The organism is Serratia proteamaculans (genome assembly GCF_949794035.1).
In the GTDB taxonomy this organism is placed as follows: Bacteria; Pseudomonadota; Gammaproteobacteria; order Enterobacterales; family Enterobacteriaceae; genus Serratia; species Serratia proteamaculans.
In genome coordinates this window covers 686516-707546 of the sequence record NZ_OX461105.1, presented here as the reverse complement: position 1 = coordinate 707546, position 21031 = coordinate 686516, and the positions used below count along the sequence as shown (strand labels likewise).

Here is a 21031-nt window from a genome sequence, read left to right as displayed (position 1 = left end):
ATTATTTGGCGTTAGAACGGTAAGTCTCGATCAGTTCGATAAAGTGATCGAACAGCGGCGCGGCATCGTGTGGGCCCGGGCTGGCTTCAGGGTGCCCCTGGAAGCTGAACGCAGCCTTGTCGGTGCGGTGAATGCCCTGCACCGTGTGGTCAAACAAGGATTTGTGCGTTACGCGCAGTTCTGCCGGCAGGTTGTTTTCATCCACGGCAAAACCGTGGTTCTGCGCGGTGATCATGACGCAGTCTTTATCCAGATCTTTTACCGGGTGGTTACCGCCGTGGTGGCCGAGCTTCATCTTCACGGTTTTCGCGCCGCTGGCCAGTGCCAGCAACTGGTGGCCGAGGCAGATGCCAAATACCGGAATGTCGGTTTCCAGGAACTGTTTGATGGCGGTAATGGCGTAATCACAAGGCTCCGGGTCACCCGGGCCGTTGGACAGGAAAATGCCGTCCGGACTCATCTTCAATACTTCATCTGCCGGGGTCTGCGCCGGCACTACCGTCAGGCGGCAGCCGCGATCCACCAGCATGCGCAGGATGTTGCGCTTGGCGCCAAAGTCGTAGGCCACCACGTGGAACGGCAGCTCGGAGGCCGCTTTGGCTTCCGGCAGTTCGCCTTCAAGCGTCCAGCTACCTTGCTGCCAGCTGTATGCTTCCTGAGTGGTTACTTCTTTCGCCAGGTCCATGCCTTTCAGGCCCGGGAAACCTTTGGCCTTCGCCAATGCCAGGGCAGCATCCGGTGTGTCAGCGGCGATGATGCAGCCGTTCTGTGCACCCTTTTCACGCAGCAGACGGGTCAGCTTGCGGGTATCAATATCGGCAATCGCCACGATGTTGTGACGCTTCAGGTAGTCAGACAGGCCTTCTTCGTTGCGGTAGTTGCTGGCAATCAGTGGGAGGTCGCGAATGACGAGGCCTTGGGCGTGTACAGCGGAGGATTCTTCGTCAGCAGCATTGGTGCCGACATTGCCGATATGAGGATAAGTAAGAGTAACGATCTGGCGGGAGTAGGAAGGATCAGTGAGGATTTCTTGATAACCGGTCATCGACGTATTGAAGACCACTTCCCCCACTGCCGTACCCTCTGCCCCGATGGCCCGACCGTGGAATTGGGTTCCGTCTTCGAGAACCAATAGCGCTGACTTAATCAAAACACCCTCCAAGGAATAATCAATCACAATATTTGCATATTAATTCAGATATCGCGATCTAAATCAATGCAAAAACCGCCTTCAAGGTCAATTTTTGGCAAATTGGGCGCATTTTAATGATGAGAGCTCCGCTTGTCTACCCAAAGCGCCATTTTTTCTCTTATTTTTGCACTTCTCAACGTTTAATAGGGTTAGCAGCCACAAAAACACCGCTAAACTCGGGTTGGTAAACGGTTGCGGGGAGGAATGACAAAAAAGCGCAATGATAAAGGCAAAATCCCGGGCTAAAAACATCATTGTTTGAGATTAACGGCAAAAAAATCAAATTAAACACATAAAAACAAGCATTACACTATAAAATAAATGCATCATCATCATTTTAAGCGTTAAAAAAAAGGACAATAAAATTATTGTCCGTTAATCATAGCATTATGATCAATACAACCACATCACGATGGTATATAAATCAATTATAACTGGTCAAGATTGAGCACATCCCGCATATCAAATAGCCCTTTATCACGCTTATACAGCCATGATGCCGCGCGCACCGCTCCACTGGCGAAAGTCATGCGGCTGGAGGCTTTATGGGTAATCTCTACCCGCTCGCCGATGTCGGCAAACATGGCGGTGTGCTCCCCGACGATATCGCCGGCACGAATAGTGGCAAAGCCAATACTCTTCGGATCGCGCTCACCGGTATAACCTTCGCGCGCATACACCGCACACTCTTTAAGATCGCGTCCCAGTGCACCGGCAATCGCCTCGCCCATCGCCAACGCCGTGCCCGAAGGGGCATCCACTTTATGGCGGTGATGCGCTTCAATAATCTCGATATCGGTATAGTCGCCCATCACTTGAGCGGCTTTTTCCAACAGTTTCAGCACCAGATTGACGCCGACGCTGAAGTTGGCGGCGAAGACGATACCAATCTGCTGCCCGGCGGCACGGATGGCCTCTTTGCCGGCATCATCAAAGCCGGTGGTGCCAATCACCATGGCTTTTTTATGCTCGACGCAGAAAGCCAGGTAGCCCAGGGTGCTTTCCGGACGGGTGAAGTCGATCAGAATATCGAAATCGCCAACCACCTTTTCCAGACTGTCGCTAACGGTCACGCCCAGCGTGCCAACGCCCGCCAGTTCACCGGCATCGGTACCAATCAGGCTTGAGCCTGGCCGTGAAATCGCGGCTCCCAGCACCACACCCGGTGCCTGCTGTACCGCCTGGATCAATTGACGGCCCATACGGCCGCCGGAACCCGCAACCGCAATGCGGATTTGTGAATCAGTCATGCTTGCTCTCTTGTTGATTTGACGCCTATCCCATTAGGCTATCGGTTCAGGGTAACTGCCCCACCTTATCACCGCCAGAGGATTCATTTCATAATTAGAAAATTATGATATCCCACGCATTTCATCAGCAATGCTGTCAATGGGTTAACATTTAACCTAAAAAGCGTCGATGGTTTGATTTACATAATCATGCAGTTTTAACCGGCATAATCTGCATGAAAAACCGCTTATTCGCTTCACTAAAATCGGCATAGGTACCACCAACCTGTCGCTTAGCTTAGTATATGCAGTAACTGCCGCTTTATTGCCTGAGAGCCACGGATGAAAACCGCACCCACCACCCTATCGGAAACCCTGACGCAAGATCTGGCCCGCCGTATCATCAAGGGCGATCTGCCGCCCGGGCTGTCACTGCCGGGGGAAAATGAACTGGCGCTGCAATATGAGGTTTCACGCACCTCGGTGCGCAATGCCTTGCAAGTGCTGGCGGCAAAAGGGCTGATTTCCATCCAGGCGAAGAAACGCAGCACGGTCAATGCGCGCGAGCAATGGAGTTTTCTGGATACCGATGTTCTGGCCTGGCTGGCAGAAGGCAGCCTCGACCCGTTGTTGGTTGAGCAATTGATGGTCACTCGCCTTATCTTTGAGCCTAATATCGCCGCACTGGCGGCCGTTAACGCAACCGGCCATGATTTGGCCGCACTTGAAGATGCCTGCAAACTGATGGCACAAGGGCAACAACAAGCCAGCCGCGAACTCTTCGAACAGGGCGATATGGCGTTCCACCTCGCCTTGTTGAGCGCCAGCCATAACCCCTTTTTGTATTCATTAGGCAGCGCACTTTCCGCCGCCATGGCCCTCTCTTTCCAGCAAACGCTGGAAGAGGACGTCCGTCTGGCCAAAAATGCCGTAGAAGAACATCAGCAACTGCTGGAGGCGATTCGCTTCAAGCAGGTGGAAAATGCGCGCCAGCGTATGCGGGTGATTCTGCTCAACGCGGCCAAAAAGAATAACTGGCATCAACAACCGGAAATGTTCGCCCATATCCTCTAAAAACCCTCCTTTGCTGTAATTTCGATCAATCTCACAGTTCCAGAGTGCTTTTGGCTCTAGCATTCTTGTATTACAAGATTACCATTTTTGTATTACCTGAATAAATAATAACTGAACGGCTTACGTCTGGGGCGGGCTTCACCGACAGTTCGGTGCCAGCGCTTTCCGCATAAAAAAATAACGCATTGAATAAAAGGGTGTTGTTATGGAAAAAATCGCTGTTCCCGCCAAAGCTAACCGACAAACCCTGCAGGTTTGCTTTCTCGCCGCCTTAGCAGGGCTGCTGTTTGGCCTGGATATGGGGGTAATCGCCGGTGCGTTGCCGTTCCTGGCCCACGAATTCAGCCTGTCCAGCCAACAGCAGGAAATCGTGGTCAGCATTATGATGCTCGGTGCCGCACTCGGGGCACTGGGCAGCGGGCCGATGTCTTCCCGCCTTGGCCGTAAAAAAAGCCTGTTGTTGAGCGCCGTGTTGTTTGTCGTCGGCTCTGTCGGTTGCGCCATTGCCCTTAGTCTCGAAGTGTTGGTTATTTCGCGCTTTATTCTGGGTTTAGCCGTCGGCGTAGCGTCGTTCACTGCACCACTGTACCTGTCGGAAATCGCCCCGGAGCGTATTCGCGGCAGCATGATCTCGCTTTATCAATTGATGATCACTATCGGCATTCTGGCGGCCTTTCTGTCTGACACCGCCTTCAGCGCCGGAGGTCACTGGCGCTGGATGTTGGGTATTATCACATTCCCCGCCATCATCCTGTTTATTGGCGTGGTGACGCTGCCGGAAAGTCCGCGCTGGTTAGCCATGAAAGGCCGCAGCGAGCTGGCCTCAAAGGTGCTAATGCTGCTACGTAACTCGGATGATGAAGCCCGCGTGGAGCTGGACCAAATCCGTGAAAGTCTGCAAATGAAGCAACGCGGCTGGCAACTGTTTCGCCACAATGCCAACTTCCGCCGTTCCACCTGTCTTGGCATCTTGCTGCAATTTATGCAGCAGTTCACCGGCATGACGATAATCATGTACTACGCACCGAAGATCTTTGAAATCGCCGGCTTCTCCACCACCAGCGAACAAATGTGGTGCACCGTGATCGCCGGGTTGACCAACGTGCTGGCTACCTTTATCGCTATCGCGCTGGTCGATCGTTGGGGACGCAAGCCAATGCTCAAGCTGGGTTTCAGTGTGATGGCCATTTGCATGGGCACCCTGGGTTATATGTTCCACACCGGCATCAGCAATCCAGCAGAACAATACGCAGCGGTTATGGTGCTGCTGATTTTCATCACCGGCTTTGCCATGAGTGCAGGCCCCTTGATTTGGGTATTGTGCTCCGAGATCCAGCCGCTGGCCGGACGCGATTTTGGCGTTACCTGCTCCACCATGGCCAACTGGATGGCCAATATGATCATCGGCGCTACCTTCCTGACGCTGATCGACACCGTCGGCAGTGCCGGTACTTTCTGGCTTTACGCTGGGCTCAACCTGTTCTGTATCTTGCTGACGTTATGGCTGGTGCCAGAAACCAAGAATATCTCGCTTGAACACATCGAAAAAAACCTGATGAACGGTGTTGCCCTGCGCCACATCGGCAAATCACCGCAGCCGAAGGCTGATGTTCGCTCCTTGAATACGCCGGTATAACCCGACTAATAAATCTGAGGAACCGCTCATGAAGTTGACGACGGAAAACCAGACGGTGAAGCAAGCCGCTGAAACACAGGTCTACGGTAAGATCACACGCCGCCTGATCCCTTTTTTGATCCTGTGTTATTTCTTCGCTTACCTGGACCGCGTTAACGTCGGGTTCGCCAAGCTGCACATGCAGGATGCCCTGAATTTCAGCGATACCGTTTATGGCCTGGGTGCCGGTATCTTCTTCATTGGTTATTTTATTTTTGAGTTGCCCAGCAACCTGCTTATGCAACGTTTTGGGCCGCGATTCTGGATAGCCCGCATCATGGCAACCTGGGCACTATTGTCAGCCGCCATGATGTTCGTCACCACCCCCACCAGCTTTTATGTATTGCGCTTTCTGCTCGGCGTGGCCGAAGCCGGTTTCTTCCCCGGCATCGTATTCTATTTAACCCTGTGGTTTCCTTCATGGCGCTCCGCCCGCACGCTGGGGCTGTTTATTCTGGTCACCCCGCTGTCGGTGATCATCGGCAGCCCGCTTTCAGGCCTGATCCTCAAGCTGTTTGAGGATGTGGGGGGGTTGCATAACTGGCAGTGGCTGTTCTTGATTGAAGCGGTCCCATCTTTGGTTCTGGCCTTTGTGGTACTGCGTTATCTGGATAACAACGTGGCCGAAGCCAAGTGGCTAACCGCCGAAGAGAAAAACCTCGTACAGGCCGATCTGGCCAAAGATCGCGCCAATCGTGACCGGGCTGCCAACGGCAAAGCGGCCCACAGCCTGAAAGAGATGCTGGCTAACCGCTATGTCTGGCTGCTGGCACTGATTTTCTTCAGCTTCAACGTCGGCTATTACGGCATCAGCTTTTGGTTGCCTTCCATCATCAAAACCTCAGGTATCAGCGACGACTTCCAAATCGGCCTGCTGGCGGCCTTGCCCTACGTATTTGGCGCGTTGTTTATGATATGGAACAGCCGTCATTCCGATCTGAAACAGGAGCGCCGTTGGCATATTGCCATTCCGGCGGTGATTGGCTGTATCGGGCTGACACTCAGCGCTTACTGCAGCGGCTCGACCTTCTGGATGATGACGTGGATCTGCGTTGCCATGTCCGGCACCCTGGCGCTGATCCCCACCTATATCAGCCTGCCGGGCGCATTGCTTTCCGGCACTGCGGCGGCGGCCGGTATCGCACTGGTGAATTCAGTCGGCAATCTCGCGGGGTTCTTCGGCCCCACGGTGCTCGGCTGGCTGAAAGACCAAACCGGCCAGACTGACAGTGGCCTGTATATTTTGGCGGGCTTCCTGCTGCTCTGCGCCCCGTTGATCTTCATGCTTCCGGCCAGATTGATAAACCCAAAGATAAAACCGCATCAGGCGACTCAGCCTGATACCGACGGCCCTTTAAATATCACTGAGAGATTTTGATTATGAGCGGATGTGGAACCTGTGGCGGCGGCAGTTGTGGCTCGCATTTTAACCCAATCCTCGAGGGTGATGACGGTGCGCTGAAACGTGCGCTGTATAAATCGATGGGCCACAGCGACGAACAACTGCGACGCCCGGTGATCGCCGTGGTCAACAGTTATACCAATGCCACCGCCGGCCACGTCAACCTGAATGAACTGACGGCCAAGGTATTGCAGGGCATTGAAGAAGCCGGCGGTGTCGGCATGGTGTTCGGCACTATCGCCCCCTGCGACGGTATTGCCGAAGGGCATCTTGGCATGCGCTATATCCTGGCTGCTCGTGAAGTGATCACGGCCTCAATTGAAGTGATGATGCGCGCCCATCGCTTCGATGGCATGGTGCTGCTCGGCTCTTGCGACAAGATTGTGCCCGCCATGCTGATGGCGGCTGCACGGCTGGACGTTCCGGCGATCATGGTCAACGGTGGCCCGATGTACCCGGCAGAATATAAGGGCAAACACTGGGACGGCAACATCGTCACCGAAGCCATCGGCTGGAAAAAACGCGGTGAAATCGATGAGGCCGAATTCGCTTACATCGAAAATATCGCTGAACCCGGACCGGGCTCCTGCACCATGTACGGCACCGCCAACACCATGTGCTGTATCGGCGAGGTGCTCGGCATGAGCCTGCCGGGCAGCAGTACGCTACCGGCGGTTTCAGCCGCACGGCGCGAGTGCGCTATCGAAACCGGCCGTCAGGCGGTGGCGCTGGTGCTCAATGGCATCAACGCGCGACAGATCATCACCGCGGCGTCGATCCGCAATGCGATGGTTTATCTACTGGCCACCGGCGGTTCCACCAATGCCATTCTGCATCTGCAAGCCATTCACTACGAAGCGGAATTGGGGCATCTGCCGCTGTCCGCCTTTGATGAACTGAGCCATCAGGTGCCACTGGTCGCCTCACTCTACCCGGCCAGTGAACATGACATGATTGACTTCTGGGAGGCAGGCGGCGTACCGGCGGTCGAAGTTGAGATTGCCCAACTGCTCGATCTTAACGCCTTAACCGTTACCGGCAAAACCAAAGCTGAACTGCTGGCGAAGACCCCGCCAAGCCGACGTCCGGAGGTCATCCACACCCTCGCCATTCCGGTGCGTAATGAAGCCGGTGTCGCCGTGCTGCACGGTAATTTGTCGCCGCTCGGCTGCGTCGTGAAGCCTGCGGCCGTGCCGGAAAATTTGATGCGTTTCCGTGGTCCCGCTGTGGTGTTCAACAGCGAACAGGAGTCTGTCGAGGCGATTATGTCCGGTCAAATTAAGCCGGGTAGCGCACTGGTGTTGCGTTATGAAGGGCCCAAAGGCGGCCCTGGCATGCCGGAAATGTATAAGCCGATGAAATCGCTGGAGGGGATGGGGTTGGCCGACAGCTGCGCCCTGATCACCGACGGCCGTTTCTCCGGTTCCAACCGCGGGCTGTTTGTCGGCCATATCTCGCCTGAGGCAATGGACGGCGGCGAACTGGCATTGGTGCAGGATGGCGATGAAATTTCGATAGATATTCCGGCGCGTACCCTGACGCTACACGTCAGCGAGACCGAACTGATCCAGCGACGTAAAACCTGGCAGCCGCTGGATAAAGAAGTACCGCGAGGTTTCCTGCGACTTTATCGTCGCTGGGCAATGCCGGCCGCACAGGGTGCCGTGCTGGCTGACCGGGAGGAAGAATAATGAGCCGTTATCAAGCCGCTGATATTTGCGGGGTCAACCCTATTGTCGCTATGCCGTTCAGTCCTGACGGCGAGATCGATGAAACAAGCTTTGTGCGATTGCTGGAACATTTGGCCGCAACCGGCATTCAGGGAACGACGCTGTTTGGTATCGCCAGTGAATTTCCCAAATTGGACGACCACGAGCGCGGCCGCCTGGCAGAAATCTTTATCACCACGCTGGCAGGCGCCCCGCTGTACCGTGCTATCTCGGTCACCGATCACAGCAGCGAAGTCGCCGTTAAGCGCGCCCGCCATTATCAACAACTGGGCGCGGATGCGTTGATGCTGCTGCCGCCATTTTTCCTGCAGCCCAGTCCACAGGAGATCCAACAGCACATTTTTGCCGTACTGGATGCCGTGGACATCCCGGTGATGGTGCAATACGCGCCGGGTGAAACCGGATTGCCGATCACGCCTCAACAATTGGCTGACGTGGCAGCACGCTACCCCCATGCGGTGTTTAAGATAGAGTGCAATCCGCCGGTGGATTACACCAAAGAATTTCTGCAACTGGCGCCGCAAGCCAGCGTGTTAAACGGCTATGCCGGACTTTATATGTTGCCAATGCTGGCGGCGGGGGGCAAAGGCGTGATGCCCGGCTGTTCATTCAGTGAGGTTTACCTGCGCATTTATCACCACTGGCAAGTCGGTGAAGCTGAACAGGCGCAGAGGCTGCATCAGGCACTCTTGCCTTACATTCAGCGCTGGATGAGCCACTGCGAATACATTATTCAGGTTGAGAAGACGATTCTGCAGCGGCGCAATATCATTGCCACCGATTACTGCCGTCACCCCGGCTGGCAACTCACCGCGGACGATCACCGGATGATCGACCGGTTTTTAGGCCAGTTTTCTCTGTAGCAAAACAGCCCTTGCCGAGGTTTATATGCTTATCGACAAATCCGGACGAGTGGTGATCGTCACCGGTGCCAGCCAGGGCATAGGTCTGGCTATTACCAAGGCCTTTCTCGCTAACGGCGATAGCGTTATGGGTTGCGCCGAACCAACCCTGGAGAAAGCCCCCCATGCCCAGCAATTGCGACGCGAGTACCCGCAACATTTTTTCTACGACTCGGTGGATGTCACGCAGACCACCGAGATAAAACGTTTTGTCGCCAATGCTGAGCAACGGTTCCATCGTATCGATATTGTGGTTTCCAACGCCGGTAAAAACGTTTTCAAAGGCATTGATTGCGAAGAAGAAGACTGGACGCATAACTTCAATCTCAATCTGCGCTCGCATTGGTATCTGGCCAAATGTGCCCGTGCGGCCCTGACCCAAAGCCGTGGCGTGATCCTGGTGATCACCTCCAACCACGCATTTTCCACCCTGCCGGGCTGTGCGCCGTATAACATCAGCAAGCGGGCACTACTCTCCCTGGTACAAAGCCTGACTATCGAGTGGGGGCCGGCGATCCGCACTCTGGGGATTGCTCCTGGTTTTATCGATACCGAAGGCAACCAAACCTGGTTCGATAGCCACCCAGATGCCAAACTGGCGCGGGAAAGAACCGTTAACAAGCACCCGGTCGGCCGCCTCGGAGCACCTGAAGAAGTCGGTGATTTGTGTTTGTTTCTCGCCAGTGAACACGCGGGATTTATCGCAGGCACCACGATTGTGATGGACGGAGGACGCAGTGCCATCATGCAGGATGAAGACCCCGACTAACTGAAAGAAAAACGGGGAGCCAAAGCCCCCCGTTCGACAGACCATTCAACCGGCTAGATTAACACCGCCACCTCGTCGGCGATTGCCGTCAGTGCATCATGGCGAGCGTAATCGGCCTGGACCAGTGCAGCACGCTGCCGATACATCGGCTGCGTCAAAATTTGCTGCACAGCTTGCCGCAACTGCGCCTGATCCGGGTTGCTGGTATGCAGGTTAATTCCGCATCCCGCAGCCACCACCCGCGTGGCGGCCTCGAGTTTATCTTCACCGGTACCGGCGACAATCAATGGCACCCCCTGATCCAGAGCGTAGTTGATTGAACCGTAACCGCCGTTGGTGATCAACAGTGCGGCCTGCGGCAGCCAGTGCTCGAAAGAGATAAACTCCTGCACCCTGGCATTAGCGGGCAACAGCGCCAACAACTCGTCAATCGGGCGGCCCCCCGTGGTCGCTAACACCCGAACCGGCAATTCAGCCAGCGCCTTCAGCGTCGGGACAATCAGCTGATGCAGATCGACATTCGCCAGCGTACCCTGCGAGACAATCACCAGCGGCCGCCGGTCGGCTTCATCCCACTCATCGGCAGTTTCAACCGCCGCTGCCGTGCTGCGCAGCGGACCAATAAAGCGCACGCTGGCCGGTAAATCTTCACGCAGATACTCCAGTGCCGGGGTTGCCAGTTGCAAAAAGCGATCGCAGCCGCCAATTAACGCATCGGTAAACGGCTGTTGCAGTGGCTGACCGCCGGATTGTGCCATCGCAGCATCAAAACTCTGTTGTACCTCCTCGATTAACGCGCGGGTGCCTTCATCCACCAACTGCTCGCGCCGCAGCTCAGAGGGCAATAATGCCGGAGGGATCCGCGGCCCGTAGAAGATCGAATCCGTAGAGGAGAACGATAACGGCGTCACGCCAATGCCGATCACCGGCGGGCGATCCCGAGTCTGCAATAGCGGCAACACCCCGTAGAAACAGTTCTCCACAATCAACAGATCTGTGCTCTCGGCGGCCATCACGCTTCGCAACTGCTGATCCAGCAAGGGGATCGGAGCAGCGAAGAAGTCTTTCAGCGCCAGCGCCATCTGTGCATTGCCCGGCGGCAGCGCAGCCCGCTCTGGAAAGTGCTGCTCAAGATAGCGGTAGTCAAAATCGACCCGCTGATCAAAAGCAATGAATTGCGCGCCGACGGCCTCAGCACGTTGGCGAAACAGCGCACCGGTCATCACCCGAACCTGGTGCCCTTGCGCAATCAGGTGCCGGGCAATGCTCAGCATCGGATAAACGTGGCCGGGCGTGGCCACCGCGGCCATCAGAATACGTGCCATAACGGCTTAAGCCTCTGTGTTTGCCGGCTTCAACGCCAGATTGGCGCACACCGGGTTGCTCTGAATATGGACCCGCTGCAAATGGCGAGCAGAGCGTGCAGTGAAGCCCTCACGCCCGTGCAGCAGCGAGAAGTTGTCCGCTACCACTACGTCGCCCTGCTGCCACTGGTGGGCGTAGTAATGGCGCGGATCGTAGAGATGCTGTTGCAGGGTCTGGTGGAATGCCTCTTGCTTGTCTTGCGGCACACCGTGATATTCCAGCGCGTGCTGGTTAAGGAACTTTTTGCCTTCGATCGGCGGTTCGTTGTAGCGCATGATCTGCCCACGGCCGCTCGGATGCGTCACCACCAGCGGCGAACAAACCTCACCGCCGTAGTGCACGACCTGCTTAATGCGATAAGAAATCGACACCTTCAGCCACTGGGCCAACAACGCCTCATCGGCATTGGCCAGCAGGCGCGTGGTATCGACAAAGGTGGTGCGCCCGCCCTCATCCTGCGAAGGCGCGGCCACACAGTGGAATAGCTGGAATTCCGGGATGGTCGGTTTGTACATGCCGTCCCAGTGCAACGGCACATAGCTGCTGTCGAAAATATGGTCCTTGGCATCCGGATGTTCTTTCACATCCAATACTGCACCAAATGGCCACATCATGATCTCGCCCCAGCCTTCGGCATAGCTTGTCAGCACCTGAGGATCGGTAAAGCCAGAGTCGAAGCCACGCAGTACCAGCAGGTGATGCTGTTGAGCCAACGCCCGCAGCGTCGCTACCGGCAGTTCGCTGATCGGTTGCCCAGGATATTGCGGGGTCAATACCGCGCCAAAAGGAGTATTCAGTTCAATACGGCAGTTCAGTGTTTGGTGGTCCATAGGTCACTCTCCTTGAATCGAATTTTCTGCTCACACGGCAACCGGGCCGTTAAAAGACGCCCGCCAAAGTGACGGGCGTAAGGTGATGCATCAGGCCATCTGTGGCTGTTCGATCAGGTAATGGCTGGGCGTGCCGCGGATCGCCACCAGTTCGCCCGCCAACTGCTGAGCGTCTTTGCGTTTCATCAGCACAAACTGTCCGTTGACGTTGGCCGCTACGCCATGCCACGGCGTTAGCCAGTCGTCTTTGGTTGGCATCATATGAATGCCCATTTTCAGGCTGTCGGCGGGCTGCGGGTGGATCGACAAACGTATCGCCAGCGGGAAATGCTGGGCCAGCAGGTTACCCCAGGCCCAGCTGCGCTGGATCACACCACAGGCGCGCTGTTTGGCGTCTTTTTGCAATGCGGCGTTGGAGCCGCTGTAGCCCGGCAGTTGGCTGTCTTCATACAGGAACCGGGTGATGGCGCGATACAACTGTAGCCCCTGCTCGTCCTGCATCAGTTGCTGTTTGATTGTCGCCTCCGGCTCGGCATAACCGTCGACCAACAACTGGCGCAGCAGGTCATAGTCGCCGGTATGCTCGGCCAGCCCTTCCACGTCCCCCAGGTTGAACACGCTCAGGTGCGTCGCCCCGACCTCATGCAACAGGTTTTCGATTTCATGCTGATAGTGGTTGATAGCCTCGTCGCTGACACGGATCAAATCACCGAAGACATGGCCATCCGAGCAGATGACGATATGGGCACCCGGCGGGTAATAAAGCTGAATACGTTGGCAGAGAGAATTAAGAAATATCAACGACAGTCGCTCTGCCATATCGGGTACCGAACCAATCACCTTATTCGTATTGGGTGATTTTGTCGGGAAGGCGGGCAGGACAAATTCAATACGCTGCTCATTTTCAATGAATGCCCGGATACGCGGTAATTGCACCTGTGAAACGGCCTGTTCTTCTTCAGCATTTGAGGCTTCCAATCCCGGGAATCGACGCCGATATTGCAATAGCTCATGAAGGATTTTTAACGATATTTGTTCAGTACGGGCACTATCCACAATTAACTCCTGTTCAGATGTGGCGCAGGCAACTTATTCGCAAACGCAATAAGACTTATCAAAAAGAGAGGTGTCGCGTGGGAAATAAGCCTCGCCTCGCGATTTATCTGCTTCAGGCAATATAGAAGAGTTAATGCTATATTATTAGCCCGTATAATTAACAATCTTGGTTAAGTTGAACTTAACAAACTATGAGTAATATTCTAAAACGCATGGCCATTTTTTCTAAAGTTGTCGATTGCGGCGCATTCAGCATGGCAGCCAAAGAATTAGGCATTACGACCTCCGCTGTCAGCCAGCATATCCGCCAGCTGGAAAACGAGCTGGGCATTCAATTACTTCTGCGTTCTACTCGCTCACTGAGCCTGACCGAAGCCGGGCTGTGTTTTTATGAGGACTGTGTTCTGATGATCCATGCTGCCGAGCGGGGTCAACAGCGTATTGCCGCGCTACGCGGTGAACTGGCCGGTGAGTTGCGCGTCGCCACCTCGACGGAATTCGCCACCCATTATCTGGTGCCGGCGCTACAGAGCTTCCTTGATGAACACCCACGCATCACGCTGAGGCTGGAAATTCATGATGAAAAGATCGACCTGATAGGCCAGCGTATCGATCTGGCGATCCGCGGCGGCGTAATGGCAGATTCCAGCTACGTCTCTACCCGCCTGGCGCGCTTTCGTGAAGTTTTGTGCGCCTCACCGGCCTACCTTGCCGGCCATGGCATACCGGATACCCCACAGGCATTAACACACCATCAATGGGTCACTTTTACCCCGTTGGGAAACCCGCAGTTTGTTCGCCTGCTCCACCCTAACGGCGACGAGCATCGGTTGCGCATGACCGGACGTTTATTTACCAATAACGGTATGGCGATGAAAGAATTGGCGCTGGCCGGCAAGGGGATCATCCGTAATTTCTTCGTTAACGTTGAAAATGAATTGTGCCGGGGCGACCTGGTCGAGGTGTTACCGGGTTGGCGATTACCGGATATTAATTGCTACGCGATTATGCCGCGTCGGGACAGCCAGCCATTAAAGGTTCGCCGTTTACTCGAGCATATGAAAATCCATTTACAGAAAAAAGAGCAGAATTCCGTAGGCCAGTTACGGACTTAATAAAATAAGAAAAATCTGTAACGACACTTTATTTAGTTATTTAACTTTTCAGCCGATTGCTGACCAGCACCAGAGTTTATTTAGATCGCAGCCTAATGATATTAACCTTAATAACTTCCTCGTTGCCTATATAAGCATTTACTCCGTCATTAATTCAAATTGTCAGAACGAATTTGACTTTAAGTAACAGAAAATTTGAATCAGTTCTCTCTCCCACGCCTTTTTAATACTTTCACTGTCTGATACCGATCCCAAAAAAAAACGGGAAGCCAAAGCTCCCCGTTATTTTATTTATGCCCGATGCTTAATCGACCTGTTTGATATCAACCCGCAGCTCTTTCGGCACTTCGAACACGATGTTCTCTTCACGGCCACTGACTTCCTGCACGTTGACACCGCCCAGCGCTTTCAGGCGACTGATCACGTCCTGCACCAATACGTCTGGTGCCGATGCCCCGGCGGTAACCCCGATATTACTAGCATCTTTCAGCCAGGCTTCCTGAATGTCAGCCGCGGAGTCGATCAGGTACGCCGGCTTACCCACGCGTTGAGCCAGCTCCGCCAGACGGTTGGAGTTAGAGGAGTTCTTCGACCCCACCACCAGAACCACATCCGCATCCCCGGCCAGGTTACGCACCGCTTCCTGACGGTTAGTGGTGGCGTAACAGATGTCGTCCTTACGCGGCCCGATAATGCTCGGGAAACGCTTGCGCAGGGCATCAATCACGTCAGAAGTGTCGTCCACCGACAGCGTGGTTTGTGTCATAAAGCACAGGTTGCTTTCATCTTTCACCTGTAGCTTACCCACGTCGTCCGGTGACTCCACCAGATACATGCCGCCCTTCGGGTTGCTGTACTGGCCCATGGTGCCTTCCACTTCCGGGTGGCCCGCATGGCCGATCAGGATCGCTTCGGTACCACGGCGGCTGGCTCGCGCCACCTCCATATGCACCTTGGTGACCAGCGGGCAGGTGGCGTCAAACAGCATGGTCAAATCACGCGCTTTGGCTTCGGCCCGAACGGCCTGGGAAACCCCGTGCGCCGAGAAGATCAGAATCGACCCGTCCGGCACTTCGGTAATTTCCTCGATAAATACCGCCCCACGCTCACGCAGGCTGTCCACCACGTAGCGGTTATGCACCACTTCGTGACGCACGTAGATAGGCGCGCCGTAAATTTCCAGCGCGCGTTCAACGATACTGATCGCACGATCAACCCCGGCGCAAAAGCCACGTGGGTTAGCCAGCAATATTTGCATGCGTCTCCTCCTGCTGCGGGTCAATCTCCAGCACTTCAATATCGAAGGTCACCGGATGGCCCGCCAGCGGATGGTTGAAATCAACGGTAATCGAATCTTCCGCCACTTCACGCACCACACCCGGCATTTCGCTGCCGTTGACGGCGGTAAACAGCATGATGGTGCCCGCGTCCGGTACCCCGGTTTCCGCGAAGTCACGGCGTGAGAAGAACTGGACCAGGTCCGGGTTCTCTTCGCCGAACGCCGCTTCCGGTTGCAGGGTAAACGCGCACTTGTCGCCCGCACTCAGACCAAGCAACTGTGCTTCCAGCGGCTCGGACAGGCTGCCGTCACCCAGACGGAACAGCGCCGGTTTACCGTTGCTGCGAGTGGATTCTGCGGTTGAACCGTCTTCCAGTTTCAACGTGAAGTGAACCAGCACTTCACTATCGCCCTTAATCTGAGCCGTCATATTACTCACCTTTGCTCTTTGCACTTTTGTTCGCCGGCGATAAAAAGCCTTCCAGTACGATCATCGCCGCCCCCACGCAGATAAAGCTATCCGCCAGGTTGAAGGTCGGGTAGTGCCAGCCGCCCACGTAGAAGTCGATAAAATCGACCACGAAGCCGTGCCACAAGCGATCGAACAGGTTGCCGAGCGCACCGCCAATAATAAAGGCATAGGCGATATTGTTCAGCTTTTGCTGCGCCGAACTGCGGTACATCATCACCAGCAGCACCGCCACGATAGCGACGGCGATACCGGCGAAGAACCAGCGCTGCCAGCCGCCGTGATCGGCGAGGAAGCTGAACGCGGCACCGTAGTTACGCGCATAGAACAGATTGAACGACGGGATCAGCGGCTGGGACTGGCCCAGCACGAAGTTACCGAGGATCCACTGTTTGCTGGCAAAATCCAGCACCAGCACCACCACTACCAACCACAGCCAGCGCAAGCCGGTCGAACAAATAGGTTTACTCATTAGGCAAACTTACGCTTTTCGCCGTCACCGGCTACGTTGATCACACAGCGGCCGCAGAGATCTGCATGTTCCGCCACCAGGCCGATATCTGTGGTGTAATGCCAGCAGCGCGGGCACTTCTCACCTTCTGCGGTGCTGAAGGCGATTTTCAGACCTTTCACCTGTTCTGACGCTTGGGCATCCGCCGGCGCATCGGCCAGAGGTGCAACGCGCGCCGCCGAAGTCAGCAGCACAAAGCGCAGCTCATCCTGCAAGCTGTTGAGACGCTCAGCCAGTTCGCTATCGGCATACAGCGTTACCGCGGCCTCCAGCGAGCCACCGAGGCGTTTGTCGGCACGCGCCTGCTCCAGTACCTTGTTCACTTCGCCACGCACTTTCAGCAGCTCGGCCCAGAAGCTATCGTTCATGCCTTCGCCTTCCGCCAGACCGAACAGGCCGTCGTACCACTCTTCAGTGAACACGTACTGCGCGCGTTTGCCCGGCAGGAAAGCCCAGATTTCATCGGCAGTGAACGACATGATAGGTGCCATCCAGCGCACCAGCGCTTCTGCGATATGGAACAAGGCAGTCTGGCAGCTACGGCGGGCGACGCTGTCGCTCTTCGCGGTGTACTGGCGGTCCTTGATGATATCCAGATAGAAGGAGCCCATCTCGACCGAACAGAACTGCATCAGGCGCTGTACCACTTCATGGAAATCATAGTTGGCGTAAGCCTGTTCGATATCCTGCTGCGCCGCCAGTGCACGGCCCACAGCCCAGCGATCCAGTACGACCATCTCTTCCGGTGCCACGCAGTCGGTGCTCGGCTCAAACCCGTTCAGGTTGGCCAGCAGGAAGCGCGCGGTGTTACGGATGCGACGATAAGAATCGGCAGAGCGTTTCAGGATCTCGTCCGACACCGCGATCTCGCCGGTGTAGTCGGTAGAGGCTACCCACAGACGCAGGATGTCGCCGCCCAGCTTGTTCATCACGTCTTGTGGACTGATGGTGTTGCCGATCGACTTGGACATCTTGCGGCCCTGACCGTCCACGGTGAAACCATGGGTCAGAACTTCTTTATATGGCGCCTTGCCTTTCATCGCGGTGGAGATCATCAGTGATGACATAAACCAGCCGCGGTGTTGGTCAGAGCCTTCCAGATACATGTCGGCGCCATGACCATTGAACTCAGGGCGCACGTCGACCACGGAAGAGTGGGTCGAACCGGAGTCGAACCATACGTCCAGGGTGTCTGGCACTTTCACGTAGTCGGCAGCATCCGCACCGAGAATATCGGCCGCGTCCAGATCCCACCAGGCCTGAATACCGTCCTGCTCAACGCGCTTGGCCACTTCTTCCATCAGCTCGACGCTGCGTGGGTGCAGTTGCTCAGTGTCTTTGTGCACGAACAGTGACATCGGCACGCCCCAGGTACGCTGACGCGAAATACACCAGTCCGGACGGTTGGCGACCATGGTTTCGATACGTGCCTGGCCCCACTCAGGGATCCACTGCACGCCTTTGATCTCTTCCAGCGACTGCTTGCGCAGGCCTTTTTGATCCATGCTGATGAACCACTGAGGCGTAGCGCGGAAGATGATCGGCGTTTTGTGGCGCCAGCAGCATGGGTAGCTGTGAACCAGTTTTTCCACGTGCAGCAGTGCGCCTTTCTCACGCAGCAGCTCAACGATCAGATCGTTGGCCTTGAAAACAAACTTGCCATCCAGCAGCGGATGGGTGCCGGTCAGGTAGCAGCCGTTCGGCCCCACTGGGTTGGCGATTTCCAAACCGTATTTCTGGCTGATGACAAAGTCATCCGGACCGTGACCGCCTGCGGTGTGTACCGCACCGGTACCGGCATCCAGCGTCACGTGCTCACCCATGATCGCCGGCACGTCGAAGCCCATAAACGGGTGTTCGAAACGCATCAGTTCCAGATCGGCACCTTTGCAGCCGCCCAACACTTCCCAATGGGTAATGCCGGCGCGCTTCATCACGCTTTCCACCAGTTCGGCCGCCAGGATCAGGCATTGGCCTTCAACCTGAACCAACTGATACGCAAATTCAGGGTGCAGCGAGATGGCGCGGTTAGCCGGCAGCGTCCACGGGGTGGTGGTCCAGATAACCAGAGAAACCGGACCGTTAAAGCTGGCCACATCAAACTTGGCCGCCACGGCAGCTGCGTCAACCGCGTGGAAAGCCACATCGATAGACGGCGAAGTTTTGTCGTAATACTCAACTTCCGCTTCCGCCAGTGAAGAACGGCAATCGGTACACCAGTGCACCGGCTTGGCACCTTTCAACAGGTGGCCATTGCTGATGATTTTACCCAGCGCGCGAATGATATTGGCTTCGGTTTTGAAGTCCATGGTCAGGTACGGGTGATCCCAGTCCCCCAGCACGCCCAGACGGATGAAGTCTTTCTTCTGACCTTCAACCTGTTCTGCGGCGTACTCACGGCACTTGATACGGAATTCTGCCGCGGTGAGTTTTTCACCCGGCTTGCCGTACAGTTGCTCGACCTTCAGTTCGATCGGCAGGCCGTGGCAGTCCCAACCCGGAATGTAAGGCGAGTCGAAACCGGACATCCCTTTCGACTTGATAATAATGTCTTTGAGAATCTTGTTAACCGAGTGACCAATGTGAATGCTGCCATTCGCATACGGAGGGCCGTCATGCAGAATGAAGGATTTTTTGCCCTTTTTGGCAGTACGAATAATCCCGTACAGATCCTGTTCATACCAACGTTGCAGCATGCCAGGTTCACGCTTGGCCAGATCGCCACGCATCGGGAACCCTGTTTCCGGCAAGTTCAGGGTATTCTTGTAGTCACTCATTAGATTCTCGGTTCCGTTTTCGGCTATAGAGATTAAACCGGTGTCTGTAGCCCGAAAAACTTCCGGGCCGTCACCACATCATTGGCGATTTGCTGCTTCAGCGCATCGAGCGAAGCAAAACGCTGTTCATTGCGCAATTTCGCGCGGAGCACCACGTCAATATGGCGCCCGTAAAGATCCATTGTGACATCCAGCAGATGGACTTCCAGCTGCTGTCGCACGCCGGCAACGGTTGGGCGTGTACCAATATTGGCCACGCCGGGGAGCGGTTCAGGCCCCAGGCCATAAACTTCTACCGCATAGACCCCTTTCACAGGGGCAACCAGGCGCTTCAGCGGCAGGTTAGCGGTGGGAAAACCGATGGTACGGCCCAGTTCATCGCCGTGCACCACCCGACCAGAAATACTGTACGGGTGGCCCAGCAGCGTTTCGGCCAGTGCCAGGTCGTCATCGCGCAGCGCATTGCGAATCGCCGTGCTGCTGATACGTTGATCGCCCTCGCGGAAGGTCGGCGTGCTGATCACTTCAAAACCGTATTCTTTACCGGCTTTTTGCAATAGCGGAAAATCGCCCTGGCGGGTAGCGCCAAAGCGAAAATCATCCCCGACCATCAGGAATTTCACCCCCAGTTTCTCGACCAACAGTTCGGCAACGAAAGCCTGCGCCGTGTTGGCAGCGAAACGCGGGTCGAACTTGACGCACAACAGGTAGTCAACACCCGCCTGCGCCAGGTATTTGGCCTTGTCACGCAAACGCGTGAGACGGGCCGGTGCCTTGTCCGCTGCAAACATTTCCAGCGGCTGCGGCTCAAAGATCATGACCATCACTGGCAGCCCGAGGCGGTGCCCCTCTTGTTTCAGCTGCTCCAGCAACGCTTGGTGACCGCGGTGTACGCCGTCAAAGTTGCCGATGGTGAGCACGCAACCATGGTGGCGTGCCCGGATATTGTGAATGCCGCGAATTAGCTCCATAGCTGGCTCAAAACAGTGGAAATCGCCGGATTATACCTTGTACAGCGGTTAAGGTTAACCCGCGATTGGTGCCTTTATGTAATAGACATACCATACCGGAGATAATCTGCAGGTGAAACGCCCTAACCGCAGTTTATCCGGCGACACAAAGCTGATTATCGACCGCGGCCAACAGCTTGCGGCCAATACGGCAACTCATTGGCGAATTTTCTCGCGAAACACTGTATTCCCATGACCGAAGCTGGTAAAATCCTGCCCCATCACAACGTAGCAAGTGCCGCCAGTACAAACGGCGCTTATTTGCACAAATCCGTTGACAAACGAAGACTAAAAGGGGATATTCCTCGGCCTTCGAATTGTCCTCAATAGAATATATTTGGGAGTTGGACCTTGGCTAATATCAAATCAGCTAAGAAACGCGCCGTACAGTCTGAGAAACGTCGTAAGCACAACGCTAGCGGCCGCTCAATGATGCGTACCTACATCAAGAAAGTAGAAGTTGCTATCGCAACTGGCGACAAAGAAGCTGCAAAAAATGCATTCCTCGTGATGCAACCAATCGTGGACCGCAAGGCAGCTAAAGGCCTGATCCACAAAAATAAAGCTGCACGCCATAAGTCAAATCTGACTGCGCGTATCAACGCAATGCAATAAGCATTACGTTGTCAGCTTGATAAAAAAACCG

18 protein-coding genes are annotated in these 21031 nt (G+C 55.2%); 8 read left to right on the top strand and 10 right to left on the bottom strand.

Going from position 1 to position 21031, the window contains the following annotated elements:
- Window position 1: 1 nt before the first annotated feature.
- Complete coding sequence (carA, locus tag QOT07_RS03225; protein WP_099063244.1) at window positions 2-1150, bottom strand: glutamine-hydrolyzing carbamoyl-phosphate synthase small subunit; 1149 nt, start codon at window positions 1148-1150, stop codon at window positions 2-4.
- Between the two features lie 470 nt (window positions 1151-1620).
- Complete coding sequence (gene dapB / locus QOT07_RS03220; RefSeq protein WP_099063115.1) at window positions 1621-2442, bottom strand: 4-hydroxy-tetrahydrodipicolinate reductase; 822 nt, start codon at window positions 2440-2442, stop codon at window positions 1621-1623.
- Window positions 2443-2763: 321 nt separating this feature from the next.
- On the opposite strand from dapB, the gene QOT07_RS03215 reads away from it, so the two are divergent.
- The 6 genes from QOT07_RS03215 to QOT07_RS03190 all read left to right on the top strand — a co-directional run bounded on the left by QOT07_RS03215 (window position 2764) and on the right by QOT07_RS03190 (window position 9973).
- The gene (locus QOT07_RS03215) at window positions 2764-3495 is read left to right on the top strand and encodes a FadR/GntR family transcriptional regulator (RefSeq protein WP_207979310.1); all 732 of its coding nucleotides are present in this window, start codon (window positions 2764-2766) and stop codon (window positions 3493-3495) included.
- Window positions 3496-3700: 205 nt separating this feature from the next.
- Complete coding sequence (locus tag QOT07_RS03210; RefSeq protein ID WP_283602562.1) at window positions 3701-5131, top strand: sugar porter family MFS transporter; 1431 nt, start codon at window positions 3701-3703, stop codon at window positions 5129-5131.
- 28 nt (window positions 5132-5159) lie between these two features.
- Complete coding sequence (locus QOT07_RS03205) at window positions 5160-6548, top strand: MFS transporter (RefSeq protein WP_099063118.1); 1389 nt, start codon at window positions 5160-5162, stop codon at window positions 6546-6548.
- Window positions 6549-6550: 2 nt separating this feature from the next.
- Complete coding sequence (gene ilvD, locus QOT07_RS03200) at window positions 6551-8263, top strand: dihydroxy-acid dehydratase (protein WP_283602561.1); 1713 nt, start codon at window positions 6551-6553, stop codon at window positions 8261-8263.
- A complete protein-coding gene (locus QOT07_RS03195; protein ID WP_283602560.1) occupies window positions 8263-9165 on the top strand; it encodes a dihydrodipicolinate synthase family protein in 903 nt (300 codons plus the stop codon). The genes ilvD and QOT07_RS03195 overlap by 1 nt, the downstream gene beginning before the upstream one ends.
- A gap of 25 nt (window positions 9166-9190) precedes the next feature.
- A complete protein-coding gene (locus QOT07_RS03190; RefSeq protein WP_207979322.1) occupies window positions 9191-9973 on the top strand; it encodes an SDR family NAD(P)-dependent oxidoreductase in 783 nt (260 codons plus the stop codon).
- A gap of 53 nt (window positions 9974-10026) precedes the next feature.
- Here QOT07_RS03190 and QOT07_RS03185 read toward each other — a convergent pair whose 3' ends face one another.
- From QOT07_RS03185 to pvcA, 3 genes are all read right to left on the bottom strand, one after another.
- Window positions 10027-11283: a glycosyltransferase gene (locus QOT07_RS03185; RefSeq protein WP_283604281.1), complete on the bottom strand. Its 1257-nt coding sequence runs from the start codon at window positions 11281-11283 to the stop codon at window positions 10027-10029.
- 21 nt (window positions 11284-11304) lie between these two features.
- Window positions 11305-12168, bottom strand: coding sequence for a TauD/TfdA dioxygenase family protein (locus tag QOT07_RS03180; RefSeq protein ID WP_283602559.1), 864 nt, complete (start codon window positions 12166-12168; stop codon window positions 11305-11307).
- Window positions 12169-12258: 90 nt separating this feature from the next.
- Window positions 12259-13224 (bottom strand): L-tyrosine isonitrile synthase, encoded by a 966-nt coding sequence (pvcA, locus tag QOT07_RS03175; RefSeq protein WP_099063123.1) that lies wholly within the window; start codon window positions 13222-13224, stop codon window positions 12259-12261.
- A gap of 191 nt (window positions 13225-13415) precedes the next feature.
- Between pvcA and QOT07_RS03170 the strand changes: the two genes are divergently transcribed.
- Window positions 13416-14339, top strand: a complete 924-nt coding sequence (locus QOT07_RS03170) for a LysR family transcriptional regulator (protein ID WP_099063124.1) — start codon at window positions 13416-13418, stop codon at window positions 14337-14339.
- A 304-nt stretch (window positions 14340-14643) separates the two neighbouring features.
- Here QOT07_RS03170 and ispH read toward each other — a convergent pair whose 3' ends face one another.
- From ispH to ribF, 5 genes are read right to left on the bottom strand one after another with little or no spacing between them, the layout of a single operon-like run.
- Complete coding sequence (gene ispH / locus QOT07_RS03165) at window positions 14644-15597, bottom strand: 4-hydroxy-3-methylbut-2-enyl diphosphate reductase (RefSeq protein WP_099063125.1); 954 nt, start codon at window positions 15595-15597, stop codon at window positions 14644-14646.
- Window positions 15578-16048, bottom strand: a complete 471-nt coding sequence (gene fkpB / locus QOT07_RS03160) for an FKBP-type peptidyl-prolyl cis-trans isomerase (RefSeq protein WP_085120175.1) — start codon at window positions 16046-16048, stop codon at window positions 15578-15580. The genes ispH and fkpB overlap by 20 nt, the downstream gene beginning before the upstream one ends.
- 1 nt (window position 16049) lies before the next feature.
- Window positions 16050-16559: a signal peptidase II gene (lspA, locus tag QOT07_RS03155; RefSeq protein ID WP_099063126.1), complete on the bottom strand. Its 510-nt coding sequence runs from the start codon at window positions 16557-16559 to the stop codon at window positions 16050-16052.
- Window positions 16559-19375 carry an isoleucine--tRNA ligase gene (gene ileS / locus QOT07_RS03150; protein WP_099063127.1) on the bottom strand — a complete coding sequence of 939 codons (2817 nt, stop codon included), beginning with the start codon at window positions 19373-19375 and terminating at the stop codon, window positions 16559-16561. Before ileS ends, lspA begins: the two co-directional genes overlap by 1 nt.
- A 32-nt stretch (window positions 19376-19407) precedes the next feature.
- Window positions 19408-20346: a bifunctional riboflavin kinase/FAD synthetase gene (ribF, locus tag QOT07_RS03145; RefSeq protein ID WP_099063128.1), complete on the bottom strand. Its 939-nt coding sequence runs from the start codon at window positions 20344-20346 to the stop codon at window positions 19408-19410.
- Between the two features lie 390 nt (window positions 20347-20736).
- Here ribF and rpsT point away from each other — a divergent pair, with 390 nt between their 5' ends.
- A complete protein-coding gene (gene rpsT / locus QOT07_RS03140) occupies window positions 20737-21000 on the top strand; it encodes a 30S ribosomal protein S20 (RefSeq protein ID WP_037420676.1) in 264 nt (87 codons plus the stop codon).
- Window positions 21001-21031: the final 31 nt, after the last annotated feature.

Bases quoted from the DNA above. Each gene is read 5' to 3' on its own strand.
- dapB (WP_099063115.1), bottom strand. From the start codon at position 2,442: ATGACTGATTCACAAATCCGCATTGCGGTTGCGGGTTCCGGCGGCCGT.
- QOT07_RS03215 (WP_207979310.1), top strand. From the start codon at position 2,764: ATGAAAACCGCACCCACCACCCTATCGGAAACCCTGACGCAAGATCTG.
- QOT07_RS03210 (WP_283602562.1), top strand. From the start codon at position 3,701: ATGGAAAAAATCGCTGTTCCCGCCAAAGCTAACCGACAAACCCTGCAG.
- QOT07_RS03205 (WP_099063118.1), top strand. From the start codon at position 5,160: ATGAAGTTGACGACGGAAAACCAGACGGTGAAGCAAGCCGCTGAAACA.
- ilvD (WP_283602561.1), top strand. From the start codon at position 6,551: ATGAGCGGATGTGGAACCTGTGGCGGCGGCAGTTGTGGCTCGCATTTT.
- QOT07_RS03195 (WP_283602560.1), top strand. From the start codon at position 8,263: ATGAGCCGTTATCAAGCCGCTGATATTTGCGGGGTCAACCCTATTGTC.
- QOT07_RS03190 (WP_207979322.1), top strand. From the start codon at position 9,191: ATGCTTATCGACAAATCCGGACGAGTGGTGATCGTCACCGGTGCCAGC.
- QOT07_RS03185 (WP_283604281.1), bottom strand. From the start codon at position 11,283: ATGGCCGCGGTGGCCACGCCCGGCCACGTTTATCCGATGCTGAGCATT.
- QOT07_RS03180 (WP_283602559.1), bottom strand. From the start codon at position 12,168: ATGGACCACCAAACACTGAACTGCCGTATTGAACTGAATACTCCTTTT.
- QOT07_RS03170 (WP_099063124.1), top strand. From the start codon at position 13,416: ATGAGTAATATTCTAAAACGCATGGCCATTTTTTCTAAAGTTGTCGAT.
- ispH (WP_099063125.1), bottom strand. From the start codon at position 15,597: ATGCAAATATTGCTGGCTAACCCACGTGGCTTTTGCGCCGGGGTTGAT.
- fkpB (WP_085120175.1), bottom strand. From the start codon at position 16,048: ATGACGGCTCAGATTAAGGGCGATAGTGAAGTGCTGGTTCACTTCACG.
- lspA (WP_099063126.1), bottom strand. From the start codon at position 16,559: ATGAGTAAACCTATTTGTTCGACCGGCTTGCGCTGGCTGTGGTTGGTA.
- ileS (WP_099063127.1), bottom strand. From the start codon at position 19,375: ATGAGTGACTACAAGAATACCCTGAACTTGCCGGAAACAGGGTTCCCG.
- ribF (WP_099063128.1), bottom strand. From the start codon at position 20,346: ATGGAGCTAATTCGCGGCATTCACAATATCCGGGCACGCCACCATGGT.